General features: G+C 70.7%; 16 protein-coding genes and 1 pseudogene. 4 read left to right on the top strand and 13 right to left on the bottom strand.

The genetic code is table 11. The features are described from left to right. The 3 genes from HZU84_RS18750 to HZU84_RS18740 all read left to right on the top strand — a co-directional run. Window positions 1–1,232: cellulose synthase subunit BcsC-related outer membrane protein (locus HZU84_RS18750; RefSeq protein ID WP_180693071.1), on the top strand; the 1,232-nt coding region annotated here is incomplete at its 5' end. Between the two features lie 468 nt (window positions 1,233–1,700). Then, complete coding sequence (locus HZU84_RS18745) at window positions 1,701–2,567, top strand: carbohydrate porin (protein WP_149504222.1); 867 nt, start codon at window positions 1,701–1,703, stop codon at window positions 2,565–2,567. Between the two features lie 173 nt (window positions 2,568–2,740). Next, window positions 2,741–3,805 (top strand): oxidoreductase, encoded by a 1,065-nt coding sequence (locus HZU84_RS18740; RefSeq protein ID WP_149504223.1) that lies wholly within the window; start codon window positions 2,741–2,743, stop codon window positions 3,803–3,805. Window positions 3,806–3,817: 12 nt separating this feature from the next. On the opposite strand, the gene HZU84_RS18735 is transcribed toward HZU84_RS18740, so the two are convergent. The 9 genes from HZU84_RS18735 to HZU84_RS18695 form a co-directional block, all read right to left on the bottom strand. Next, window positions 3,818–7,180: a glycoside hydrolase family 15 protein gene (locus HZU84_RS18735; RefSeq protein WP_219341010.1), complete on the bottom strand. Its 3,363-nt coding sequence runs from the start codon at window positions 7,178–7,180 to the stop codon at window positions 3,818–3,820. A 60-nt stretch (window positions 7,181–7,240) separates the two neighbouring features. Further along, entirely contained in the window at window positions 7,241–9,169 is a 1,929-nt protein-coding gene (locus HZU84_RS18730; protein WP_244954298.1) for an amylosucrase, read from the bottom strand. Between the two features lie 29 nt (window positions 9,170–9,198). Beyond that, entirely contained in the window at window positions 9,199–10,980 is a 1,782-nt protein-coding gene (locus HZU84_RS18725; RefSeq protein WP_149504225.1) for an alpha-glucosidase, read from the bottom strand. Further along, the gene (locus tag HZU84_RS18720; protein ID WP_149504226.1) at window positions 10,977–12,134 is read right to left on the bottom strand and encodes an ABC transporter ATP-binding protein; all 1,158 of its coding nucleotides are present in this window, start codon (window positions 12,132–12,134) and stop codon (window positions 10,977–10,979) included. The genes HZU84_RS18725 and HZU84_RS18720 overlap by 4 nt, the downstream gene beginning before the upstream one ends. 50 nt (window positions 12,135–12,184) lie before the next feature. After that, window positions 12,185–13,822, bottom strand: a complete 1,638-nt coding sequence (locus HZU84_RS18715; protein WP_149504227.1) for an alpha-glucosidase family protein — start codon at window positions 13,820–13,822, stop codon at window positions 12,185–12,187. Window positions 13,823–13,847: 25 nt separating this feature from the next. Beyond that, entirely contained in the window at window positions 13,848–14,684 is an 837-nt protein-coding gene (locus HZU84_RS18710) for a carbohydrate ABC transporter permease (protein ID WP_149504228.1), read from the bottom strand. Continuing rightward, on the bottom strand, window positions 14,684–15,595 hold the full coding sequence (locus HZU84_RS18705; protein ID WP_149504229.1) for a carbohydrate ABC transporter permease: 912 nt from the start codon (window positions 15,593–15,595) through the stop codon (window positions 14,684–14,686). The genes HZU84_RS18710 and HZU84_RS18705 overlap by 1 nt, the downstream gene beginning before the upstream one ends. A 132-nt stretch (window positions 15,596–15,727) precedes the next feature. Further along, entirely contained in the window at window positions 15,728–16,996 is a 1,269-nt protein-coding gene (locus HZU84_RS18700; protein ID WP_149504230.1) for an ABC transporter substrate-binding protein, read from the bottom strand. A 341-nt stretch (window positions 16,997–17,337) separates the two neighbouring features. Further along, entirely contained in the window at window positions 17,338–18,339 is a 1,002-nt protein-coding gene (locus HZU84_RS18695) for a tripartite tricarboxylate transporter substrate-binding protein (RefSeq protein ID WP_180693070.1), read from the bottom strand. 149 nt (window positions 18,340–18,488) lie between these two features. On the opposite strand from HZU84_RS18695, the gene HZU84_RS18690 reads away from it, so the two are divergent. Next, complete coding sequence (locus HZU84_RS18690) at window positions 18,489–19,337, top strand: TOBE domain-containing protein (RefSeq protein ID WP_149504232.1); 849 nt, start codon at window positions 18,489–18,491, stop codon at window positions 19,335–19,337. A 28-nt stretch (window positions 19,338–19,365) separates the two neighbouring features. Here HZU84_RS18690 and modC read toward each other — a convergent pair whose 3' ends face one another. The 4 genes and pseudogenes from modC to HZU84_RS20760 all read right to left on the bottom strand — a co-directional run. After that, the gene (gene modC, locus HZU84_RS18685; RefSeq protein WP_149504233.1) at window positions 19,366–20,448 is read right to left on the bottom strand and encodes a molybdenum ABC transporter ATP-binding protein; all 1,083 of its coding nucleotides are present in this window, start codon (window positions 20,446–20,448) and stop codon (window positions 19,366–19,368) included. 1 nt (window position 20,449) lies between these two features. After that, window positions 20,450–21,127, bottom strand: coding sequence for a molybdate ABC transporter permease subunit (modB, locus tag HZU84_RS18680; protein ID WP_149504234.1), 678 nt, complete (start codon window positions 21,125–21,127; stop codon window positions 20,450–20,452). A gap of 8 nt (window positions 21,128–21,135) precedes the next feature. Then, a complete protein-coding gene (gene modA, locus HZU84_RS18675; protein WP_244954299.1) occupies window positions 21,136–21,843 on the bottom strand; it encodes a molybdate ABC transporter substrate-binding protein in 708 nt (235 codons plus the stop codon). A gap of 80 nt (window positions 21,844–21,923) precedes the next feature. After that, window positions 21,924–22,238 (bottom strand): annotated as a pseudogene (locus HZU84_RS20760) (hypothetical protein); the annotation flags it as partial.

The raw sequence follows: 22,238 nt of genomic DNA, 5'->3' as shown, positions 1-22,238 counted from the left end.
TCTTCGGCTGCCATTTCGAGGGCGATCCGGTGATGCCCGGCTGCCTGGGCCTGGACGCGATGTGGCAGCTGGTCGGCTTCTGGCTGGGCTGGCGCGGCAACCCGGGGCGCGGTCGCGCGCTGCGCTCGCGCGACGGTGAAGGCGGCTTCGGCCGGCTCGACACCTTCCAGGCCCCGGCCGAAGGCCGCATCGCGATCGACGAGCTCGGCCAGGTGGTGGTGCGCGCCACGCCGGTCTTCCTCAGCGCGGGCGAGGTCGGCGCCGAGACCGGCACCCGGCGCCGCCACGGCACGCTGGCGCTGGATCCGACCGGCGTCACCACGCCCGGCGACCAGAGCGACGCCGGCATCGCGCTGGCGGTCGGCCTGGAGACCCGCAGCATCAGCGCCGACATCGGCACGGTGCCGGTCGGCTTTGCGGTGGGCGGTGCAGTTGGCGGCGTGCGCTGGGAAGACGCGATCGGCAGCGGCGGCCTGCGGCTGATGATCGAAGGCTCGCGCCGCGCGCTGAACGACAGCCTGCTGGCCTTCGCCGGCAGCACCGACGCACGCACCGGCCGGGTCTGGGGCGGCGTGCGCGCCACCGGCCTGCGCTCGCAGCTCTCGTGGGAGCAGGACGATGTCGGCCTGTACGGCTACGGCGGCGCGCAGGCGCTCACCGGCCGCGGCGTGGCCTCCAACAACCGCCTGGAGGCCGGCGGCGGCGGCTACTGGCGCGCACGCAGCACGCCGGACGACCGCCTCGAGCTCGGGCTGAACCTCGGCTACCAGCACTACCGGCGCAACCTCAGCGGCTACACCCTCGGCCACGGCGGCTACTTCAGCCCGCAGCACCTGCTCGCGCTGACGGTGCCGGTGAACTGGACCGGCCGCAGCGGCCGCCTGAGCTGGGGCGTGCAGGGCGCCGCCGGTCTGCAGACCTACCGCGAGGAATCCGCACCCTACTTCCCGACCGAGGCCGGGCTGCAGTCCTGGCTGGAAAGCCTGGTCGCCGCCGGCCAGACACCGACCGCACGCTACGCCGCGCGCAGCGACAGCGGCATGACGCTGAACCTCGGCGGTGCGCTGGAATACCAGATCACCCGCCAGCTCGATGTCGGCGCGCGCATCGGCTTCGAGCACGCACCGCAGTACAGCCAGGGCATGGGCTCGGTCTATCTGCGCTTCAGCCTGGAGCCGCGCGGCACCGCGACCGGCGGCCTGCGCATGCCCGCCGGACCGGCGCTGCAGTAGGCACGGCACCGACAGCGCAGCAGCTGTCGTGACACAGGCCCGCCCCCCCCGGATCCCGGGGCGGCGGGCCTGCTCCTTTCCGGCACGTTCACGCTCGGGGCCAACCCGAGGCGACGATGAAACCGTCGTGAAATCACGACACGGATCTTCCCTAGGTTTTCGCCTAAATCAGGGCGATGGCAAGACGCAAACGTTTTCGACTCGCCTCAGAGCGCCCGATTCTCACCAGAATCAGCGCTGAGTCAGGTCTGTAACCCGCCGTCTCGCGGCCCGCACGCAGGGTCACGCCGCGCGGCTGAACCGGGACAATCCGACACAGCCACCAAGTCGCCCAAAAACAACAAAATACGTTAACTGAGGGTTAACCTCAAGTAAATCACAGATTAAACGTCGTTACTGTTCATCACCCCAAGGTCGAACGAACACCGCAACGAGCGACCGAATCCGCAACGAAAGAGGAGTCAGCCCATGATCCGCAAGACGCAAGCCGCCCTGGCCATCGCCGCCCTGTTCGCCGCTCCGGCTTTCGCCGCCGTGAGCTTCGATGCCAACGTCGAACTCGACACCACCTACCAGAACGCCAACCGCGGCGCCAGCCAGAGCGGCCGCGTCGAACTGAACGCCGCCTCGAAGAGCGAGAAGGGCGGCGGCTTCGTCGCTGCCCGCGCCAGCTACATGGCCGGCAAGGGTGGCGCGACCACCGTCGACGACATGTGGGTCCAGTTCGGCAATGCCTCCGGCGACATCAAGCTGGGCCGCTTCGAAGCCGCTGACCTGTTCCCGCTGGGCAAGGACGTGATCGTGGAAGACGGCGGCGCCGCCGCCGGCTTCCGCGCCAACAACTTCCGTGGCCGCACCTCCTCGGCTCACGCTGCGCTGAACCTGAACGTCGGCGGCGGCCTGGGCTTCGAGCTGGGCGTCATGGCCGACAAGAAGAACACCGGCGTGCGCCCGGTCGTCAGCTTCGGCATGAGCGGCTTCTCGGTCAAGCTGGGTGCCGAAGAAGGCAAGAACGCCGCCGGCCAGAAGGTCAGCGGCGCGGGCCTGACCGTCGGCACCACGATGGCCGGTGCCGGCCTGAACCTGAGCTTCGCCTCCGGCAAGGTCGGCGGCGTCAAGGGCGAGAGCTTCGGTGCCAACGCCACCTTCGGTCCGGCCGGCGTCGGCTACATCCTGGACAAGAACGGCTCGAGCAAGGACAACATCGTCTACGCCGCCTACAGCCTGCCGCTGTTCGAGACCGGCGCGACGATCACCCCGGCCGTCTCCTACGCCAAGGGCACCAACATGGACAAGCAGATCGGCCTGCGCGTCCGCGTCAACTACGCCTTCTGATCAGGTCGGCATCGGCGGCGCCCTGCATGCAGCGGGGCGCCTGCACCGACCGGCAACCGCTTTCGGGGTCCACGGTCTGTGTGGTCCTGAGGGGGTGGCAAAGAGTGCTGCCACCCTTTCTTGGGTGAGCTCTCCCGCGAGAGCTCACCTTTTTTCATTGGAGCGCGCGTTTCATGAGCTTTCCGTCCCGCCCCGCCCTGCCCGCGATCCGCGTGGCGCTGATCGGCTTCGGCTATGTCGGGCGCACCTTCCACGCGCCGCTGATCGAGGCGATCGAGGGGCTGGAGCTGGTGTGCGTGGCCTCGTCCGATGCGCGGAAGGTGCGTGACTGGCGCGACGATCTGGCGGTCGAACCGGACTACCTGAAGGCCGCGACCGCGCCCGACATCGACCTGGTGGTGATCGCCACGCCCAACGACAGCCACCATCCGCTGGCGCGCGCGGCGCTGCTGGCGGGCAAGGCGGTGGTGATCGACAAGCCCTTCACCGTGACGCTGGCCGAGGCGCAGGATCTGGTCACGCTGGCCGAGGCACGCGGGGCGCTGCTGTCGGTCTTCCACAACCGCCGCTGGGACGGGGACTTTCTCGGCCTGCGCGCGGCCATCGACGGCGGCACGCTGGGCGAGGTGCGCGAGCTGGTCTCGCGCTTCGACCGCTTCTCGCCCGAGCCGCGCGACCGCTGGCGCGAGCGGCCCGGCCCCGGCGCCGGTCTTTGGTATGACCTGGGGCCGCATGTGGTCGACCAGGTGCTGCAGCTCTTCGGCCCGCCCGAGACGGTGTGCGCGCAGAGCGCCTCGCTGCGCGACGGCGGCCAGGGCGTGGACGACTGGGCGCAGGTGGTGCTGGGCTACGGCGCGCAGCGCCGGGTGACGCTGCATGTGACCCGGCTGGCGGCCTGGCAGGCGCCGCGCTTCGAGGCGCACGGCACCCGCGGCAGCTGGCTGTGCAGCGGCCTGGACATCCAGGAAGACCAGCTCAAGGCCGGCATGAAGCCCGGCGCGCCCGGCTGGGGCGAGGATGCGCGCCCCGCGCTGCAGGCCGACGCCACCGGCGCCCTGAGCGAACGCCCGCGCCCGGCCGGCGACTACCGCGCCTACTACGCCGGCATCCGCGACGCGCTGCGCGGCCGGGCGCCCAATCCGGTGCCGCCGCGCGAGGCGCTGGCGGTCATGGCGCTGATGGACTGCGCGATGCGCAGCGCCGCCGAAGGCCGCACGCTGCGCTTCGGCGTCGACTGATCAGGCCGGTGTCTAGGGCGTCTGGGCCGCCTCGGCCTCGGCCATCTCCGGCGTCATCAGGAAGACCAGCGCATCCATCACCAGCGTCGCCACCCGATGCGGCGGCAGCGCGTAGAAGCCCTGCCAGGCGGCGGCCTTGTGCTCGTTGTAGTCGAGCGGCGGCGTGTCGTCGCCCTCGCCGTCCGCCTCGGGGCGGGCGGGCAGCGACTGCTCCCAGCCCAGCCGCACCGCGATGCCGATCAGCACGTCCATCACCAGCAGCCCGTCGGCGGCCAGATCCGGGTTGGCGCGCGCGATGTCCGAGACCGCGATCAGCGCCTCGATCGTCAGCTGGCGGTATTCCGGCGCATGGATCTTGTTGAGCAGATCGTCGACCTGCAGCGCGAAGCCGCGCTCGGAGGCGGTCATGTCGGCACGGGCCAGGTGGCTGTCGAGCCGGTTGCGGCTGTCGAGCTGATCGCCGATGACCAGGCCGGGGAAATGGCGCAGCACCTCCCAGACCCGGGCGTGAAAGTCCTCGGGCAGGCGGGTCAGCACGCCGCGCACCTCGCGCCAGGCCAGCCAGCCGCCGGAGGCATCGTCCAGCACCGGATCGGCCGAGGCCGGGAAGCGCACCCGCGCCAGCGGGCCGCCGTCGCGGCTGACCCGGCCATGCAGCGACTGCAGCCGCAGCAGGTTGCGGCCCATCTCCTGCTCATGCGCGATCACCTCGCGCAGCCGGCGCAGGATGGCCTGCGGGCTCAGCGACAGCAGGAAGTCGAAGCCCTCGGCCTGGGTCAGGCCGTGCTCGCGCGCCAGCCAGCCGGTGATCAGCAGGATCAGGTACCAGGCGCGCAGGGTCAGCGTGCCGCGCAGCAGCGGCGCGTCGGCCTTGATCAGCGTGCCCAGCAGCAGCACCACCTCCTGCAGCAGCACCCGTGCGCGCGCATCGTCGCCGCCGAAGCGGCGGATGCGCTCGAAGATCTCGGCGCTGGGCAGCGGCCGGTCGATGACCGCACCGTCGCCATAGCTGCGACCGACGACGATGCGCTTCTGGCGCGCGACGATCTGCGCGACCGCCTCCTCCAGCGCGGTGTCGTGCACGTCGAGCACCGCGGCGGCGCGGCGGATCAGCCCCCAGTGGCGCTCGCGGCAGGCGCGCTCGTAGAGCGCCTGCACCATCTGCCAGACCGACAGGCCGCGCTCGGTGCCCCAGCGGGCACCGCCGCGGCGCACCAGCAGGCCCAGGATCTCGATCTGCTCGTAGGGATTGCGGCTGCGCGCGAGCTGGCGCTGCAGCGCATGCGCGTCCTCCTCGTGCTCGAGCGCGGCAGCGCGCGCCGGCGTCAGCGGCCGGGTCGCGCCCTCCTCCCAGTTCAGGTCGACCGTGAGCGCGGCACCGCTGCCGATGCCTGCCACCGGGCGGGCCGACGCGGCCAGCGACTCCAGCCCGTCGAGCGGGGTGCAGCGCACCCGCGGCAGCAGCTCGGCCAGCGGCCCGATCTGCACCTCCGGCTCGTCGATCCCGACGCCCAGCGACTGCAGGAAGCCGATCAGCGCATCCGCACCGTCCGCCTCCAGCATCGGCTCGCCGATCAGCAGCGTCAGCAGCGGCTGGCCCTGCTGGTCGCGCACCTGCCAGTGGCGGCGCAGCGTCGCCAGCTCGGCGCGCAGCTCGTCGACCAGCAGCCGGTTGTCCAGCGTCAGGTAGAAGCCCTGGCGTCCGTAGAAGGACGGCAGGAAGAGCATCAGCGCGGAGGCCGCCGATGACGACGCGCCGGCCGCACCGGCCGCACCAGCCTCATGCCCGGCACGGAAGACCTGGCTGGTCGACAGGCTGCCGAGCCGCCCGCGCGGGCGCCCGCTCAGGCCGAGTGCATCGACCCGGCCGACGCTGGCCAGCGCGATCTCGAGATCCTCGGCATAGCGCAGCTGCACCGGCGCGATCTCCGCCGGCGTCTGGCTGCGGATGCCGTGCGCGGCCAGGCGCGCCTGCACCAGCCGGTCGGCCGCCAGCAGCGCGACCTGGATGCGCACCGGCTCCGGCGGCACCACCCGCCCGGCCAGCACGCCGGGGCGGCGGCCGCGCGGCAGCAGCACCTGCGGCGCCACCAGCCGCTCCTGCAGCAGCACGCCGACCAGATAGAGGCTCTGCGCCCACACCAGCGGCACGTTGTCGTTGGGCACCCGCGCCTGGCTCTGCGGCGCGGCGCGCTCGGCCTCGACCGCCTCGGCCGGCACGATGTAGAGCTCGGGCAGCAGGCGCTGGCCGCCCTGCTCGACCATCAGCGCCTCCAGGCGCAGGCGGTAGTCGCGCGCGGCGGCCTCGTCGCCACGCAGCTGCGCATCGAGCAGCAGATAGCAGAAGAACAGCGGCCACTCCGACTCGATGTGCTCGAAGCGCTGCAGCTCGCCGGGCTCGTAGTGCAGCCGGCTGTGGTCCTCGACCGCGGTCTGGTGGCCGTCGCGCAGGAAACGCTTGCAGCCGTGGCGGCCCTGCAGCCGGCCGACGATGGTGGCGCGGGTGCGCTCGACCAGCGCGGCGTCGCCCACCGCGAAGGCCGGGAAGCCGATGATCGACAGCAGCGCCGCGTCGGTCTCCTTGGACTCGGACTCGCGCGGCAGCAGGTTCTCCAGCGTGTGGCGCGCATGCGCAATCGCCTCGGCCGGCACATGGATGGCGGGGCCGTCTTCCAGCAGCCGCGCGCCACTGGCGACCTCGAGCGCCGCCTTGGCCATGCCCACGGAGCTGGCGTTGATCTCGGCGCGGCCGTCGTTGCGCTTGTTGCCGCGCTCCCAGATGCCGTAGTCGGGCGTGCGCCAGGCGTGCGCCAGATACCAGACCAGGTTCTGCACGAACATCAGCTCGTCGCGCGAGCGCACGATCTGCAGGCCGCCGGCGCTCATCTGCACCAGCATCAGCAGGAAGATCGCGGTGGCGTCAAGCTGCAAATGGCCCCATTCGGCATCGCCCACCACCGGCTCGCCGCTGCGGGTCGAGTACTTGGCATGCAGCGCGTCGAGCGGATGCTGGGTGTGCTTGAAGCGCTCGACCTTGGCCGACTGGCGCATCATCGCCGCGAGCAGGCCGCGCATCAGGTGGATCACCCGTGCGTCGAGCTCGGCCGCCTGCGCCGCGTCGCGCGCGCGCCAGGCGTGGGCCAGCGCCCAGATCGCCATGATGCTGTAGACGTTGTCGCGCACCCAGGCATGGGTGTAGTCGCCATGCACCGTGATCGCGGTGCTGGCCGGCAGCAGGCCGGTGTCGGGATCCTGGCGCGCCAGGATGATCTCGCGCGCCTGGCGGGTCAGCTCGTCAAGGCGCGCGCGCGCGGCCGGGTCGGCGACATCGGCCGGATCGAAGGAGGGAATGCGGAAGTCGGTCATGGAAGGCATGTCGTCCGGATGCCGGACAGGCTTGCAAGGAACGGGCCCGTCTTCCGGAAGACCGGGAACTCAGGCGCCGCTCGCGACCAGCCAGACCATCTGGTACGGCGCCAGCGTCAGGCCGGCGCGCAGATCGAAGGCGGCCTGGCCGATCAGGTCGACCATTGTCGCAGGCTGGGCCGAGAGCACCTCGGGCAGCACGCTGGCCGGGCGCTCGCTGAAGTTGGCCAGCACCAGCACGCCGCCGCGGGCGTCGTCGCCCTGCGGCGCCGGGCGCCGGTAGCCCAGCACCGCCGGATGGCGGCTCCAGAACGGCAGCAGCCGGCCGCCGGCAAAGGCCGGCAGATGGCGGCGCAGCGAGATCAGGTGGCGCAGGCCGGCATGGATGCGCCCGGCCGCGGTGCTCGGATCGAGCCGCTCGGCATGGCGGCGCGGATCGCGCATCGGCCGATGCACCCAGCGGCTGTCGCCGGCGCGGGCCGGATCGTCGGCATAGCCGGCGTCATTGCCCTGGCCGATCTCGTCGCCGAGATAGATCAGCGGAATGCCGCCGCTCGACAGCACCACCCCGTGCAGCAGCAGGATGCGCGCGACCGCGTGCGGGTCGCCCTGCTCCAGCCCGCACAGCGCCGCGCAGGTGCCGGAGATGCGGCAGTCGCCGGTGGCCGGGTTGTCCTGGAAGGGCACGCCGCGCGCGAAGCTGCCGGGAAAGCGGTCGACGTAGAAGCGGTTCAGGAACTGGCGGTGGTCGAATCCGTCGATGCCGAAGCGCGCCGCATCCTCGTCGGCGAAGGTCCAGCCGATGTCGTCATGGCTGCGCACATAGTTCACCCAGGCGGTGCCCTCGGGCAGGTGATGGCGCTCGGCCAGCGCCAGCTGCAGCAGGTTGACCTCGCGGGTGGCCAGCGTGTTCCACAGCAGCGCCATCTGCAGCGGGTTGTACGAGACCTGGCACTCGGCGGGCGAGATGTAGGAGACCACCTCGTCCGGATGCACGATCGCCTCGGACTTGAACAGCAGCGCCGGCGCGGCGATGCGCGCCAGCGCGTTGTAGGCGCGCAGCAGGTGATGCGCCTCCGGCAGGCTCTCGCAGGGCGTGCCCAGGCGCTTCCAGACGAAGGCCACCGCGTCCATGCGCAGGAACTCCACGCCCAGGTTGGCGATGAACAGCATCTCGCCGGCCATCGCGCGGAAGACCTCCGGGTTGCTGTAGTTCAGATCCCACTGGTAGCTGTGGAAGGTGGTCCAGACCCAGCGCCCGTCCTCGATCTGGCTGAAGGCGCCGGGATGCTCGTCGGGAAAGATCTCGCGCACCGTGCGCTCGTACTGGTCGGGCAGCGTGCGGTCGGGAAAGATCCAGTAATAGTCGGAGAAGACCGGATCGCCCGCGCGCGCCGCCTGCGCCCAGGCGTGCTCGTCGGAGGTGTGGTTGAAGACGAAGTCCAGCACCAGCGAGATGCCGGCCTCGCGCAGGCGCTGTGCCAGCGCGCGCAGCTCGGCCATCGTGCCCAGCGCGGGCTGGGTCTCGCGGTAGCTGCTGACCGCGTAGCCGCCATCGTTGTGCGGCTGCGGGCACAGATAGGGCGGCATCAGGTGCAGGTAGCTCAGGCCGAGCTCCTGGAAATACGGGATCTGCGCCTCGACGCCGCGGAAGTCGCCGGCGAAGCGGTCGACATAGCCGACGCCGCCGAGCATGCGCTGCGACTGGAACCAGGCCGGATCCTGCTCGCGCTCGGCATCCATCGCCTTCAGGTCGGCCGGGCGCTCGCACCAGGAGACCCAGGCGGTCTCGAGCAGGCGCAGCACGCCGTCCTCGAAGTCGGCGCGCTCGCCGTGCAGCGGGCGCAGCTCGTCGCGCAGCGTCGCGACATGCTGCTTCAGCCTCGCCTCGAAGACCGGCCAGCCGGCCTGTGCGCCATGGCGCCGACGCATCGCGTCGACCAGGCGGGCAGCCTGCGGATCGGGGGCAGTCCAGACAGAAATCGGGGATCGGGCCATCATGGCCTCCTGCGGAAAAATTCTCGGATTCAAGAAGACGGAACACGGCGCAGCCGCAGCATCCGCCCCTCCCAGGGAGCGAGACGCGCGCCCTGCAGGCGGGCATGCTCGTCGGGCGCGCCCGCCGGATGGCTCAGCGCCATCGGTTCGGCCAGCCAGCGCCAGCCGGTGCCCGCACGCAGCGCCAGCTCCTCGGGCAGGTCGAAGGTCTCGGTGTCGCCGCCGAAGTTGCACGCCACCAGCCAGAGTTCGTCGCCGAGGCTGCGGCTGAGGATCGCCAGCCGGGAATGATCGAGCGCCCAGCCCTCGCAACGCCCCTCGGCCAGCACCGGATGGACGCGGCGCAGCGCGATCAGCCGGCGATACATCGCGAACACGCCGTGGGGATCCGCACGGTCACGCTCGACATGGATCTCGCGCCAGTGCGGATGGAGATCGATCCATGGCGTGCCGCGGGTGAAGCCGGCGTGGGGGCCGGTACCGCTCCACGGCATCGGCGTGCGTGCGTTGTCACGCCCCTTGGCACGGATCGCCGCCATCACCTCGGCCGGATCCTCGCCACGCTCGCCGATGGCGATGCGATGCATGTTCAGCGTCTCGATGTCGCGACAGTCCTCGATCGAGGCGAAGGGCGTGTTGGGCAGGCCGATCTCCTCGCCCTGATAGATGTAGGGCGTGCCCTGGTGGGCGTGCAGCCAGATCGCCAGCATGCGTGCCGAGCCCACGCGATGAGCCGGCTCGTCACAGCCGAAGCGCGAGACCGGACGCGGCTGATCATGGTTCGACAGATAGAGGCTGTTCCAGCCGCAGCCATGCAGTGCGTCCTGCCAGCGCTGCATCGTGCGCTTGAGATCGGGCAGGTGCAGGGGCTTGAGCGCCCACTTGCCGCGCGGGTCGCCGGGAATGCTGTCGAGATCCATGTGCTCGAACTGGAACAGCATGTCGAGCGCTCCCGTCCGGGGATCGGTGATCTCGCGACCCTGCCGCACGGTGGCCATCGGCGCCTCGCCGACGGTGAGCGTGTCGTAGTGATCGAGCACCTCGCGGCGCATTTCGCGCAGGAATTCCATCAGGCGCGGACCATTGCAGCTCATCGCGAAGCCGGGCTGCAGGAATCCCGGCCGCACCACCGGCGCGTCGGGCAGACGGCCATCCGCCTCCCACGGCTTCGAGATCATGTTGATGACATCCATGCGGAAGCCGTCGACGCCACGATCCAGCCAGAAGCGCATCAGCGCCCAGACCTCCTGGCGCAGCGCCGGGTTCTCCCAGTTCAGGTCCGGCTGGCGCCGGCTGAACATGTGCAGGTAGTACTCGCCCGTCGGCTCGTTCCACTCCCAGACCGAGCCGTTGAAGGCCGCTTCCCAGTTGTTCGGAGGCGCGCCGTCGGGTTTCGGGTCTCGCCAGATGTAGTGGTCGTGAAAGGGGTTGTCGCGGCTGGAGCGGGCCTGGCGAAACCAGACATGCTCGTCGGAGCTGTGGTTGACGACCAGGTCCATCACCAGCCGCATGCCGCGCGCATGCATCGCGGCCAGCATCTCGTCGAAGTCGGCCAGCGTGCCGTACTCCGGCGCGATGGCGCGATAGTCGCTGATGTCATAGCCGTTGTCGTCCTGCGGGGAGGCATAGACCGGCGACAGCCACACCACCTGCACGCCCAGATCCTGCAGGTGGTCGAGCTTCGAGGTGATGCCGCGCAGATCGCCGATCCCGTCACCGTCGCTGTCGCAGAAGCTGCGCGGATAGATCTGGTAGGCGACGGCGGAGCGCCACCAGGCGCCGACGGCACCACGCCGCGTCGCGGCGATCATGCCGGCAGCTCGACGGTCCGCGCGAAGGCCTGACCGGCCGCATCGAACAGATGGCACTGCTCGGGGCGCAGGCGCAGCTGCATCGACTGGCCGGCGCCCTGGATCGCGTGACCCTCGATGCGCAGCGTCATCAGCGGCAGCGCCGCCGCCGCGCTGGAGGCGGCAGCCGCCTGCGGATCCAGGTAGAGCATCGACGATTCGCCCAGGCGCTCGAGGTGACGCACCCGCACCGGCAGACCTGCGCCCTCGGCCTCGCCGTGCAGCAGGTGCTCGGGCCGGATGCCCAGCGAGACCGCCTCGCCGGCCTTGGCACGGCGCGCGTCCACCGCCACCGTGACCGCCACGCCCAGCACGTCGACCACCGCATGCGTGGCCTCGGCGGCGATCAGCCGGCCCGGCAGGATGTTCATCTTCGGGCTGCCGATGAACTCGGCCACGAACAGGTTCTGCGGGCGGTGGTAGAGATCCATCGGCGTGCCGAACTGCGCAACGCTGCCCTCGGTCTGCACCTTCTCGCCGGCGCGCAGCAGCACGATCTTGTCGGCCAGCGTCATCGCCTCGACCTGGTCGTGCGTCACGTAGATCATGCTGGCGCGGCCGATGTCATGGTGCAGCTTGGCGATCTCCAGCCGGGTCTGCACCCGCAGCGCCGCGTCCAGGTTCGAGAGCGGCTCGTCGAACAGGAAGACGTCCGGCTCCTTCACGATCGCGCGGCCGATGGCCACCCGCTGACGCTGGCCGCCCGACAGCGCCTTGGGCAGGCGGTCGAGCAGCGGGGTGAGCTGCAGGATGTCGGCCGCCTTCTTCACCTTCTGCTCGATCGCCGCCTTGTCGGCGCCGAACACCTTCAGGCCGAAGGCCATGTTCTCGCGCACCGTCATGTGCGGATAGAGCGCATAACTCTGGAACACCATCGCCACGCCGCGCTGCGCCGGCGGCAGGTCGTTGACACGCTTGCCGCCGATCGACAGATCGCCCGAGCTGATGTCCTCCAGGCCGGCCACCATGCGCAGCAGCGTCGACTTGCCGCAGCCCGAGGGGCCGACGAAGACGCAGAACTCGCCCTGCCCGATCGTCAGCGTGGCGTCGTGAATGGTCAGCGGCAGGTTCGGCGCATAGCGCTTGTTGATCTGCTGGAAGTCGATGCGGGACATGGCGATCTCGATCTCGGGAAGGTCTCGGGAAAGAAGGGAAGTCCTGGCGCTCAGGCCAGCCGGGCATGCAGCACGCCCCAGGGCGCGAACTGCAGCGTGGCGCCGACCGGCTGCGCGCCGCCGATGCCGCTGTCGAGCTGCTGCGCCAGCGCCAGCCCAGCCGGCAGCGCCAGCTCGGCGGGCTGCGCGCTCAGGTTGAAGGCGCACAGCACCCGCTCGCCCTGGTGCTCGCGCACGAAGGCCAGCACCTGTTCGTGCACCGGCAGCAGCATCAGCTCGCCGTGCACCAGCGCCGGCTGGGTGCGGCGCCAGTGCAGCAGCCGGCGCGCGGCCTGCAGCATCGAGCCCGGATCGGCCTCCTGGCGGTCGACCGCCAGCGCGCGCTGCGCCTCGGACAGCGGCAGCCACGGCCGCGCCGCGCCGCTGCCGAAGCCCAGGTCGGGCGCCTCGGCCGACCACGGCATCGGCGTGCGGCAGCCGTCGCGGCCCTTGTACTGCGGCCACATCGTGATGCCGTACGGGTCCTGCAGATCCTCGAAGGGCACGTCGGCCTCGGGCAGCCCCAGCTCCTCGCCCTGGTACAGGCAGACGCTGCCGCGCAGGCTGGCCTGCAGCGCCAGCGCCAGGCGCAGCAGCGCCGGATCGGGCTCAGGTCCGCCCCAGCGGGTGGCCACCCGGGTCACGTCATGGTTGGACAGCGCCCAGCACGGCCAGCCGCTGCCGACGATGCGGCCGAAGCGCTCGAGCACCCCGTGCACGAAGGGCGCGTCATGGCGCTCGCCCAGCAGGTCGAAGCAGTAGGCCATGTGCAGCTTGTCGCCGCCGGCGGTGTACTCGGCCACCCGCGCCAGGCCGTCGTCGTCGCCGATCTCGCCCACCATCGTGGTGTCGGGATACTGGTCGAGCAGCGCGCGCAGGCGCTGCAGGAAGACCAGGTTCTCGGGCCGGCTCTTGTCGTAGAGATGGCGCTGCCAGCCGTAGGGGTTGAAGGGGTTGACCGCCGGATCGGGCTTGTTCGGGTCGGGTGCGCCGCGGCCCGGGTTGCTGCGCAGCTCGGCGTCGTGGAAGTAGAAGTTGGCGGTGTCGAGCCGGTAGCCGTCGACGCCCAGGTCCAGCCAGAACCTGACGGTCGCCAGGATCGCGTCCTGCACCGCCGGGTTGTGGAAGTTCAGGTCCGGCTGGCTGCTCAGGAAGTTGTGCAGGAAGTACTGGCAGCGGCGCGTGTCCCACTGCCAGGCGCTGCCGCCGAAGATGGAGAGCCAGTTGTTCGGCGGCGTGCCATCGTCCTGGGCGTCGGCCCACACATACCAGTCGGCCTTCGGGTTGTCGCGGCTGGCGCGGCTCTCGACGAACCACGGATGCTGGTCCGAGGTGTGCGACAGCACCTGGTCGATCATGACCTTCAGGCCCAGCGCATGGGCCCGCGCCACCAGCGCGCGGAAGTCGTCGAGCGTGCCGAACATCGGCTCGACATCGCAGTAGTCGCTGACGTCGTAGCCGAAGTCCTTCATCGGGCTCCTGAAGAAGGGCGACAGCCAGATGCCGTCGGCGCCGAGCCGCGCCACATGCTCCAGCCGCGCGGTGATGCCGGGCAGGTCGCCGATGCCGTCGCCGTTGCTGTCGGCGAAGCTGCGCGGGTAGATCTGGTAGATGACGCCGCCGCGCCACCAGTTGCTGTTCTGAGCCATGCGGAAGACCTCGTGTGCCTGTTCATCAACCCTTGACCGCGCCCGCCGTCAGGCCGGAGACGATCTTCTTCTGGAACACCAGCACCAGACCGATCAGGGGCAGCGTGACCAGCACCGAGGCGGCCATGATCTTTCCCCACGGGATCTCGTACTTGCTGGCGCCGGAGATCAGCGAGATCGACACCGGCACGGTGCGCTCGTTGTTGTCGATGACGAAGGTCAGCGCGAACAGGAACTCGTTCCAGGCCGCGATGAAGGCCAGCAGCCCGGTGGACACCAGCGCCGGCCACAGCAGCGGCAGGAAGACATCCTTGATGATCCGCCACGGGCTGCAGCCGTCCATGATCGCGGCCTCCTCGAGCTCCTTGGGCAGCTGGCGCATGAAGGTGGTCAGCACCCAGACGGTGAAAGGCAGCGTGAAGATCAGGTAGGGCAGCACCAGACCGAGCGAGCGGTTGTACAGGCCCAGCGCGCGGATCATCTCGAACATGCCCGCCAGCACCGCGACCTGCGGGAACATCGACACGCCCAGGATGGTGGTCAGCAGCAGGCCGCGACCCTTGAAGCTGATGCGCCCGAGCGCATAGGCCGCGGTCACGCCCACGAACAGCGACAGCACCACCACCAGCGTCGACACCACCACCGAGTTGACGACATGGCGCCCGAAGGGCTGCTCGGCCACCGTGAAGAGACTGATGTAGTTGGCCAGGCTGCCGTTCTCCGGCCACAGCGAGGTGGAGAACAGCTCCGAGCCGGTCTTCAGCGAAGTGGTGATCGCGTAGACGAAGGGGAAGACCGAGACCAGCGTGACCAGCAGCGCCAGCGTGTAGAGGGCCGCGGTGGCGGCGGGAGAGCGTTGCATCACGCATCCTCCGAGAGCTTCATCCGACCCAGTCGCATGTAGACGACCGTGGCCAGACCGATGATGAGGAACAGCGCCGTCGACGCCGCCGAGCCGTAGCCCATGTAGCCGTTGTCGACCATCTCGCGGCGCACGAAGCCGGACATGCTCATGGTGCTGTTGTTGTTCGAGGTCAGCACATAGATCAGGTCGAACACCCGCAGCGCGTCGAGCAGGCGGAAGATCACCGCCACCATCAGCGCCGGGCGGATCAGCGGCAGCGTCACCGACCAGAACACCCGCAGCGGATGCACGCCGTCGACATGCGCGGCCTCGTAGCAGTCCTTGGGCAGCGTCTGCAGCGCCGCCAGGATCAGCAGCGCCATGAAGGGCGTGGTCTTCCAGACATCGACCACCACCACGGTCCACAGCGCATATTGCGGATCGGCCGTCCAGGCCACCTTGGCGTCGATCAGGCCCCAGCTCTGCAGGATCGCGTTGATGACGCCGAACTGGTCATGCAGCATCCAGCCCCACATCTTGGCCGACACGATGGTCGGGATCGCCCAGGGCACCAGCACCGCGGCGCGCACCAGCGCACGGCCCTTGAACTCCTGGTTGAGCAGCAGCGCCACCCCCAGGCCGAACATCGTCTCCAGCAGCACCGACACCAGCGAGAACTGCAGCGTGTTCAGGATCGAGATGCCCCAGTCGCTGAGCCAGAAGCCCTCGGTGTGGTTCGGGTTGGCGAACAGGCCATATTCGCCGAAATAGTTCTCCAGCCCGACAAAGCGCGCGGCGCCCATGTCGTTGAGGTTGGCGTCGGTGAAGCTGAACCAGATGGTGCGCCCCAGCGGCCACGCTGCCACGATCAGCAGCGTCACCAGCATCGGCGCGAGGAACAGCCAGGCAGTGCGGGTCTTGGAGGACATGATCCGACCGGAATGGCAAGAGGAAGGCAAAGGCGCGGCCAGACCCGGCCGCAGGCACGCTGGCCTGCGGCGCCGGGTCATGCAGAGGCGCGGAAAGAATCGGGCGGGAAGCGCGTCAGGCGCGCCTCACCATCACCACTCGCGGCGCTTGATCTGCTTGAGCTTGCCCTCGAGCTTGCCCAGGCTGGTCTCGGCCTTCTCCTTGCCGGAGAGCACGTCGTGGGTGGCGTTCCAGAAGGCGGCGCTGACCTCGTTGTACTTCAGGCCGGTGGCGGTGGCCGGACGCGGCACCGCGCTGGTGAAGACGTTGTACAGGTCGCCGAAGAAGGGCGCGGCGGCCAGCACGTCCTTGTCCTGGTACAGCGCCGGGATGGTCGGGTTGTAGGAACCCTTGATCGCGCGCTCCTTCTGGATCTCCTTGCTGGTCATGTACATGACCAGGTCGGCGGCCTCCTTCGGGTTCTTCGAGTACTTGCTGACCGCCAGCTGCCAGCCGCCCAGCGTGGCGGCGTTCTTGCCATCGGCGCCGCCCTTGGGCAGTGCGGAGACGCCGATCTTGCCGGCGATCTTGCTGTCCTTGCCGTTGCCCAGCGACCAGGCGTAGGGCCAGTTGCGCATGAAGACCGCGTTGCCGCTCTGGAACACGCCGCGGGCGTCTTCCTCGCCGTAGTTCAGCACGCCGGTCGGCGCGATGGTGCCGATCCACGACGCGGCGGTGTTCAGCGCCTTGGCCGCCTTCGGGTTGTTGACGGTGATGTTGCCCTTGTCGTCGACGACGTTGCCGCCGCCGTAGCTCCACAGCCATTCCACCGCGTCGCAGGTCAGGCCCTCGTAGGCCTTGGCCTGGAAGACGAAGCCCTGCATGTCGGCGTTACCGGCCTTGCGCTCGGCGTCCTGGATCTTCTTGGCGGTGGCGGCCAGCTCTTCCCAGGTGGTCGGGGCCTTCTCGCCGTGCTTCTCGAGCAGGTCCTTGCGGTAGTACAGCAGGCCGGCGTCGGTGAACCACGGCATCGCGATCAGTTTGCCGTCGGCGGTGTTGTTGGCCACGATCGACGGGAAGTGCTCCTTCTCGACGCCCTTGCTGTAGGGCTTCAGGTCGATCAGGTGGTCCTTGATCATGCCCGGCCACACCACGTCGACGTTGATCACGTCCAGGTCCGAGCTCTTGGCCGCGAACATCTGGCGGAACAGCGCCAGGATGTCGGTGGTCGACTGCGGCGGGGTGAACAGCTTGACGGTGTTGCCGGTCTTCTTCGCCCAGTCCTCGGTGGTCTTCTTGCAGAACTCGAAGTCCTGGCCGACCGAGCCGCAGGAAATGGTGATCGTCGCGGCATGCGCGCCGGCGACCGAGCCGAAGGCCAGGGCGATGCCGGCCGCGATCTGCTTGAAGGAATTGGACATGGACTGTCTCCGTCTGATTCGCGTGGTGGTGAAGGCGAGGCGTGTCACGCCACGGCAGCAATGTAATTTCCTTACATGCTCGCCACACTGGTGAAAACCCTGATCACAAGGCCCTCGAATGCCCCATTTCAGGGTCGAATTCACCCGAGCGCAACCGATTGCGGTTTTGCGCCATCGTTTGCGTTCGTTTGCGTTGATTCAGCTCGAACTCGGTGTGAACCCTGTCCGTCGCAACCCTTATTCCGTGTTTTATGTAACTTGGTTACATATGGGGGCGCTTGAGGCGCCCGGCTTGCGCCGCAGGCACCACCGATCGCATGCCAGAGATGGAAAGCTCGGCCTCAGCTCTCCGGCGTGAAGCCGACGCGGCTGACGATCGGCCCCCAGGCGGCGTGGTCGACCCGCACCACCTCGCCCAGCTCGGCCGGCCCGCCGGCGGCCTCCTGCAGGCCCAGGCGCGCCAGCAGCGCGGCGGTGGCGGGCTCGGCCAGCAGCGCGGCGGTGGCGGGCTCGGCCAGCACCGCGCGGGCGCGGGCGGCGATCTGCTGCGCCAGCTCCGGCCGGGCCTGGCGCGGCAGGAACAGCGCATAGAGCTCGCGCCGGTCCAGCCCGGCCGCGCCGTGCCCCTGCTCGGCGAAGGTCGGCACCTCCGGCAGGAAGCGCGAGCGCCGCTCGCCGGCCACCGCCAGCACCCGCACCGCGCCCCCGCCGGCGGCCAGATGCGGCAGGAAATCGCCCTCCGGCCCGATGTAGACCGCCAGCTGGCCGCCGAGCAGGTCGCGCATCGCCGGCGCGGCGCCGCGGTAGGCGACATGCGGCAGCGTGCACTGCGCGCCGCGCTCGAACAGCGCGCCGATGAAATGCGGCGGCGTGCCCGGCCCCGGCGTGCCGTAGCCGGGCAGCGAGCTGCCGCCCGCGCGCACCCAGCCGACCAGATCGGCCAGCGTGCGCACCGACGCCGGCACCGCCGGGCCGACCCCGAGCGCGAAGCCCAGGCTGGCCAGCGCCGCCACCGGCACCGGATCGGCCGCGCCGTAGCCGAGCTGCGGGTACAGATGCGGGTACAGCGTCACCATCGACATCGGCGTCAACAGCAGCGTCGAGCCGTCGGCCGGTGCCTTCATCAGCTCCTCGACCGCATGGCGGCCACCACCGCCGACCCGCGCCTCGACGCGCACGCCCTCGCCCAGCCGGGCCGAGAGATGGCGACTGATCTGGTCGACGGTGCCGCCGGGCGGAAAGCCCAGCAGCAGCCGCGTCGGGGCGGCCTGCGCGCGCGCCGGCAGCGCGGCGATCCAGGGCAGCAGCGCGCTGCCCAGCACGAGATGGCGTCGGGAGGTCATGGGCGGACCCTCTCTGGAGAAAGCGGAGAACAAGGGAGGACGGACCCGCCAGATTGACCGATCGGTCGCGCCGCTGCCGACCGACATGCACCTGAAAACGCCGCCTGTTCGCATGCAGATGCGAATGTCGCCTCCTACACTGCGGCCCCATGAACCCCTCCGATCCCGCCGGCCCGTCGTCGCTGACCGGCCGGCTGACGCTGCAGACGCCGCTGGGCGCGGTGCTGAGCGAATCGCGCATCCGGCTGCTGGAGGCGATCGACCGCTGCGGCTCGCTCAACCGCGCCGCGCGCGAGGTGCCGCTGTCGTACAAGGCCGCCTGGGAGGCGCTGGACACGATGAACCGGCTCGCGCCCGAGCCGCTGGTCGAGCGCCTCACCGGCGGGCGCGGCGGCGGCGGCACGCGGCTGACCGGCTACGCGCGCCAGCTCGTCCGGCTGCACCGCGCGATGGAGAGCTCGCAGCAGGACATTCTCGACCGCATCGGCCCGGTGCCGGACGATGTCGACGCGCCGACGCTGCGCGGGCTGATCCGCCGCCTGGGCATGCGCACCAGCGCGCGCAACCAGTTCGCGACCCGGGTGACGGCGCTGAGCGAGCGCGGCGGCCTGGTCGACGTGCGGCTGCAGCTCGGCGACGCGGAGGCGGCAGCCAGCGGCCCGACGCTGCTGGCGACGATCACGCCGGAATCGGCCGAGCTGCTCGGCCTGGCGCCGGGCCGCGAGGTCTGGGCACTGGTCAAGGCGCCGGCGGTGCGGCTGGCCGTGCGGCCGGCCCGGCGCCCGCCGCCGGGGCGCAACCAGCTCGCCGGCCGCGTCGCGCAGCTGCGCCCCGGCGCGACCCGCACCGCCGTCACGCTCGACCTCGACCTCGACCTCGGCGGCGGCGAGTCGATCCACGCCGCGGTGGACCCGGACGTCGCCGCCGGCCTGCAGCCCGGCGACGCCGCCTGGGCGGTGTTCGACGGCGATCAGGTGGTGCTGCTGACCTTCGGCTGAGGGGCGCGGCGGCCCCGCCAGCCACGCCTCAGCGCGTCTCCAGCAGCGCCACCGACTTGACCTGCACCCACAGCCGCTGCCCCGGCGCCACGCCGAGCTGCTCGGCCGAGCGCCGGGTCAGCCGCGCCAGCAGCAGCGCCGCGCCCACCCGGACCTGCACCAGCGCCAGCGCCGGATGCTCATCGTCGCCCACGGCCTCGACCACGCCGGGCAGCTGGTTCTGGATGCTGCTGGCGCCCGGCTGCGCGGCCAGGCTGACGTCGCGGGCCAGCACCCGCACCCGCACCCGCCGGCCGAGCGGCAGACCGGGATCACGGGCCCAGAGGCTGCCGCCGTCGAAGTCGGCGCGCGCCAGATGCCAGCGCGCGTCGACCTCGCCGATCGTCGCGTCGAGCACCGCACCGGCCTGCTCGCCCAGGCGCAGCGGCAGGTCGAGCCGCACCAGCAGCTCCTGCAGCGGCCCGTGCGCCCGTACCCGTCCGGCCTCGAGCGCGACCAGATGGTCGGCCAGCCGCGCCACCTCGTCCGGCGCATGGGTGACATAGAGCACCGGGATGTCGAGTTCCTCGCGCAGCCGCTCCAGGTAGGGCAGGATCTCCTGGCGGCGCGCGTGGTCCAGCGCCGACAGCGGCTCGTCCATCAGCAGCAGGCGCGGCCCCAGCGCCAGCGCCCGGGCGATGCCGACGCGCTGGCGCTCGCCGCCCGACAGCCGCTCCGGGCGACGCTCGAGCAGCGGCCCGATGCCCAGCAGCGCGACCGCCTGCTCCAGCCGCGCCGGATCGGCCGGGGCGCCGAGCCGCTTCAGGCCGTAGCGCAGATTGCCCAGCACGCTCAGGTGATCGAACAGGCTGGCCTCCTGGAAGACATAGCCGATCGGGCGCCGGTGCACCGGCAGCCAGTGCCGGCCGTCCTGCCAGACCTCGCCGTCGACCGCCAGCCGGCCCTGCGGCGCGCGCTCCAGCCCCGCCACGCAGCGCAGCAGCGTGGTCTTGCCCGAACCCGAGTGGCCGAACAGCACCGTCACGCCGCGCCCGGGCAGCTGCAGGTCCACATCGAGCGAGAAGCCCGGCCAGTCGACCCGGAAGCGGGCCTCGATCATCGGCGGCGCCATGTCAGGCCCTCCTCTTCGCGCCCGGGCGCCAGATCTGCATCGCCAGCAGCACCAGGAAGGAGAACGCCACCATCGCCGCCGACAGGCGGTGCGCCTGCGCGTATTCCATCGCCTCGACATGGTCGTAGATCTGCACCGAGACCACCCGGGTCTCGCCCGGCAGGTTGCCGCCGATCATCAGCACCACGCCGAACTCGCCCACCGTGTGCGCGAAGGTCAGGACCGAGGCGGTCAGAAAGCCCGGCGCAGCCAGCGGCACGACCACGGTGAAGAAGGCATCCAGCGGCGAGGCCCGCAGCGTCGCGGCCACCTCCAGCGGTCGCTCGCCGATCGCCTCGAAGGCGCTCTGCAGCGGCTGCACCATGAAGGGCAGCGAGTAGAACACCGACGCGATCACCAGCCCCTCGAAGGTGAAGGGCAGCGGCCCGAGGCCCAGCTCGCGCACGAACTGCCCCACCGGCCCGGCCGGCCCCATCGCCAGCAGCAGGTAGAAGCCCAGCACCGTCGGCGGCAGCACCAGCGGCAGCGCCACCAGCGCGGCGACCGGCCCCTTCCAGACCGAGCGGGTGCGCGCCAGCCACCAGGCCAGCGGCGTGCCGAGCAGCAGCAGCAGGCCGGTCACGATCGCGGCCAGGCGCAGCGTCAGCCCCAGCGCCTGCAGATCGTCAGCGCTCAGCATGCTCTGACTCAGAACTCATAGCCGTAGGCGCGGATGATGCGGCGCGCGGCGTCCGACCTCAGATAGGCGAGCAGGGCCTCGGCCGCCGCATTGCCCTGGCCGCGGCGCAGCAGCACCGCATCCTGGCGCAGCGGCGCGTGCAGCGTGGCCGGCACCAGCCATTGGGAGCCTGCGGCCACGAACCGGCCGTCCTTCCAGACCTGCGACAGCGCGACGAAGCCCAGCTCGGCATTGCCGGTGGCCACGAACTGCCAGGCCTGCGTGATGCTGTCGCCCTGGACGATCTTCGGCGCCAGCGCCGCCCGCACACCCAGGCGCTCCATCACCTCGACCGCCGCCGCGCCGTAGGGCGCCACCTTCGGATTGGCGATGGCCAGGCGCGCGAAGTCGCCGCGCCGCAGCACCGCGCCCTGCGCATCGACCCGCCCGGGCTGCGTGCTCCACAGCACCAGGCGGCCGATCGCATAGGTGAAGCGGGTCTGCGGCGGCGCCAGGCCCTCCCGCTCCAGCCGGGCCGGCGTCTCGTCGTCCGAGGAAAGCAGCACGTCGAAGGGCGCGCCGTTGCGGATCTGCGCGTAGAACTTGCCCGCCGCGCCGTGCGTGAGCACCAGCCGGTGGCCGGTGGCCTGCTCGAACACCGGCGCGAGGCGCGCCATCGGTGCGGTGAAGTTGGCGGCCACCGCCACGGTCGCCTCGCCGGCGTGGACCGCAGTCATGCCGGACAGGCTCAACAGGATGGCCAGGATCACCTGGAAAAACAGCAGGCTCCCCTGCGTTCTGATCATCGCCAAGCTTTTCAACGCCATGTTGTCGGCACTATAGCGCCGAGGAAGGCCTGCGCCAGCCGCTCGACCGCGCCGTCGATCAGCGCGTCCGGCGTGGCGCCGTAGCCCAGCACCAGGCCCTGCTCGGACCTCGCCCCGGCGGCGGCCGGTGCCAGCCGGAAGCGCCCCAGCGGCTGCGCGGCCACGCCCAGCGCCTGCGCGCGCGCCGCCACGCCGGCCTCGTCCGGCGAGCCATCGGCCAGCAGCCGGCCCTTGTGCAGCACGACGACCCGGTCGGCGGCCTCGGCCTCCTCGACCAGATGCGTCGCCCACAGCACGGTGGTGCC

The organism is Sphaerotilus sulfidivorans (assembly GCF_013426975.1).
Lineage (GTDB): Bacteria > Pseudomonadota > Gammaproteobacteria > Burkholderiales > Burkholderiaceae_C > Sphaerotilus > Sphaerotilus sulfidivorans.
The sequence above is the reverse complement of the archived record's forward strand: the minus strand, read 5'-3'. Positions and strand labels throughout refer to the sequence as shown.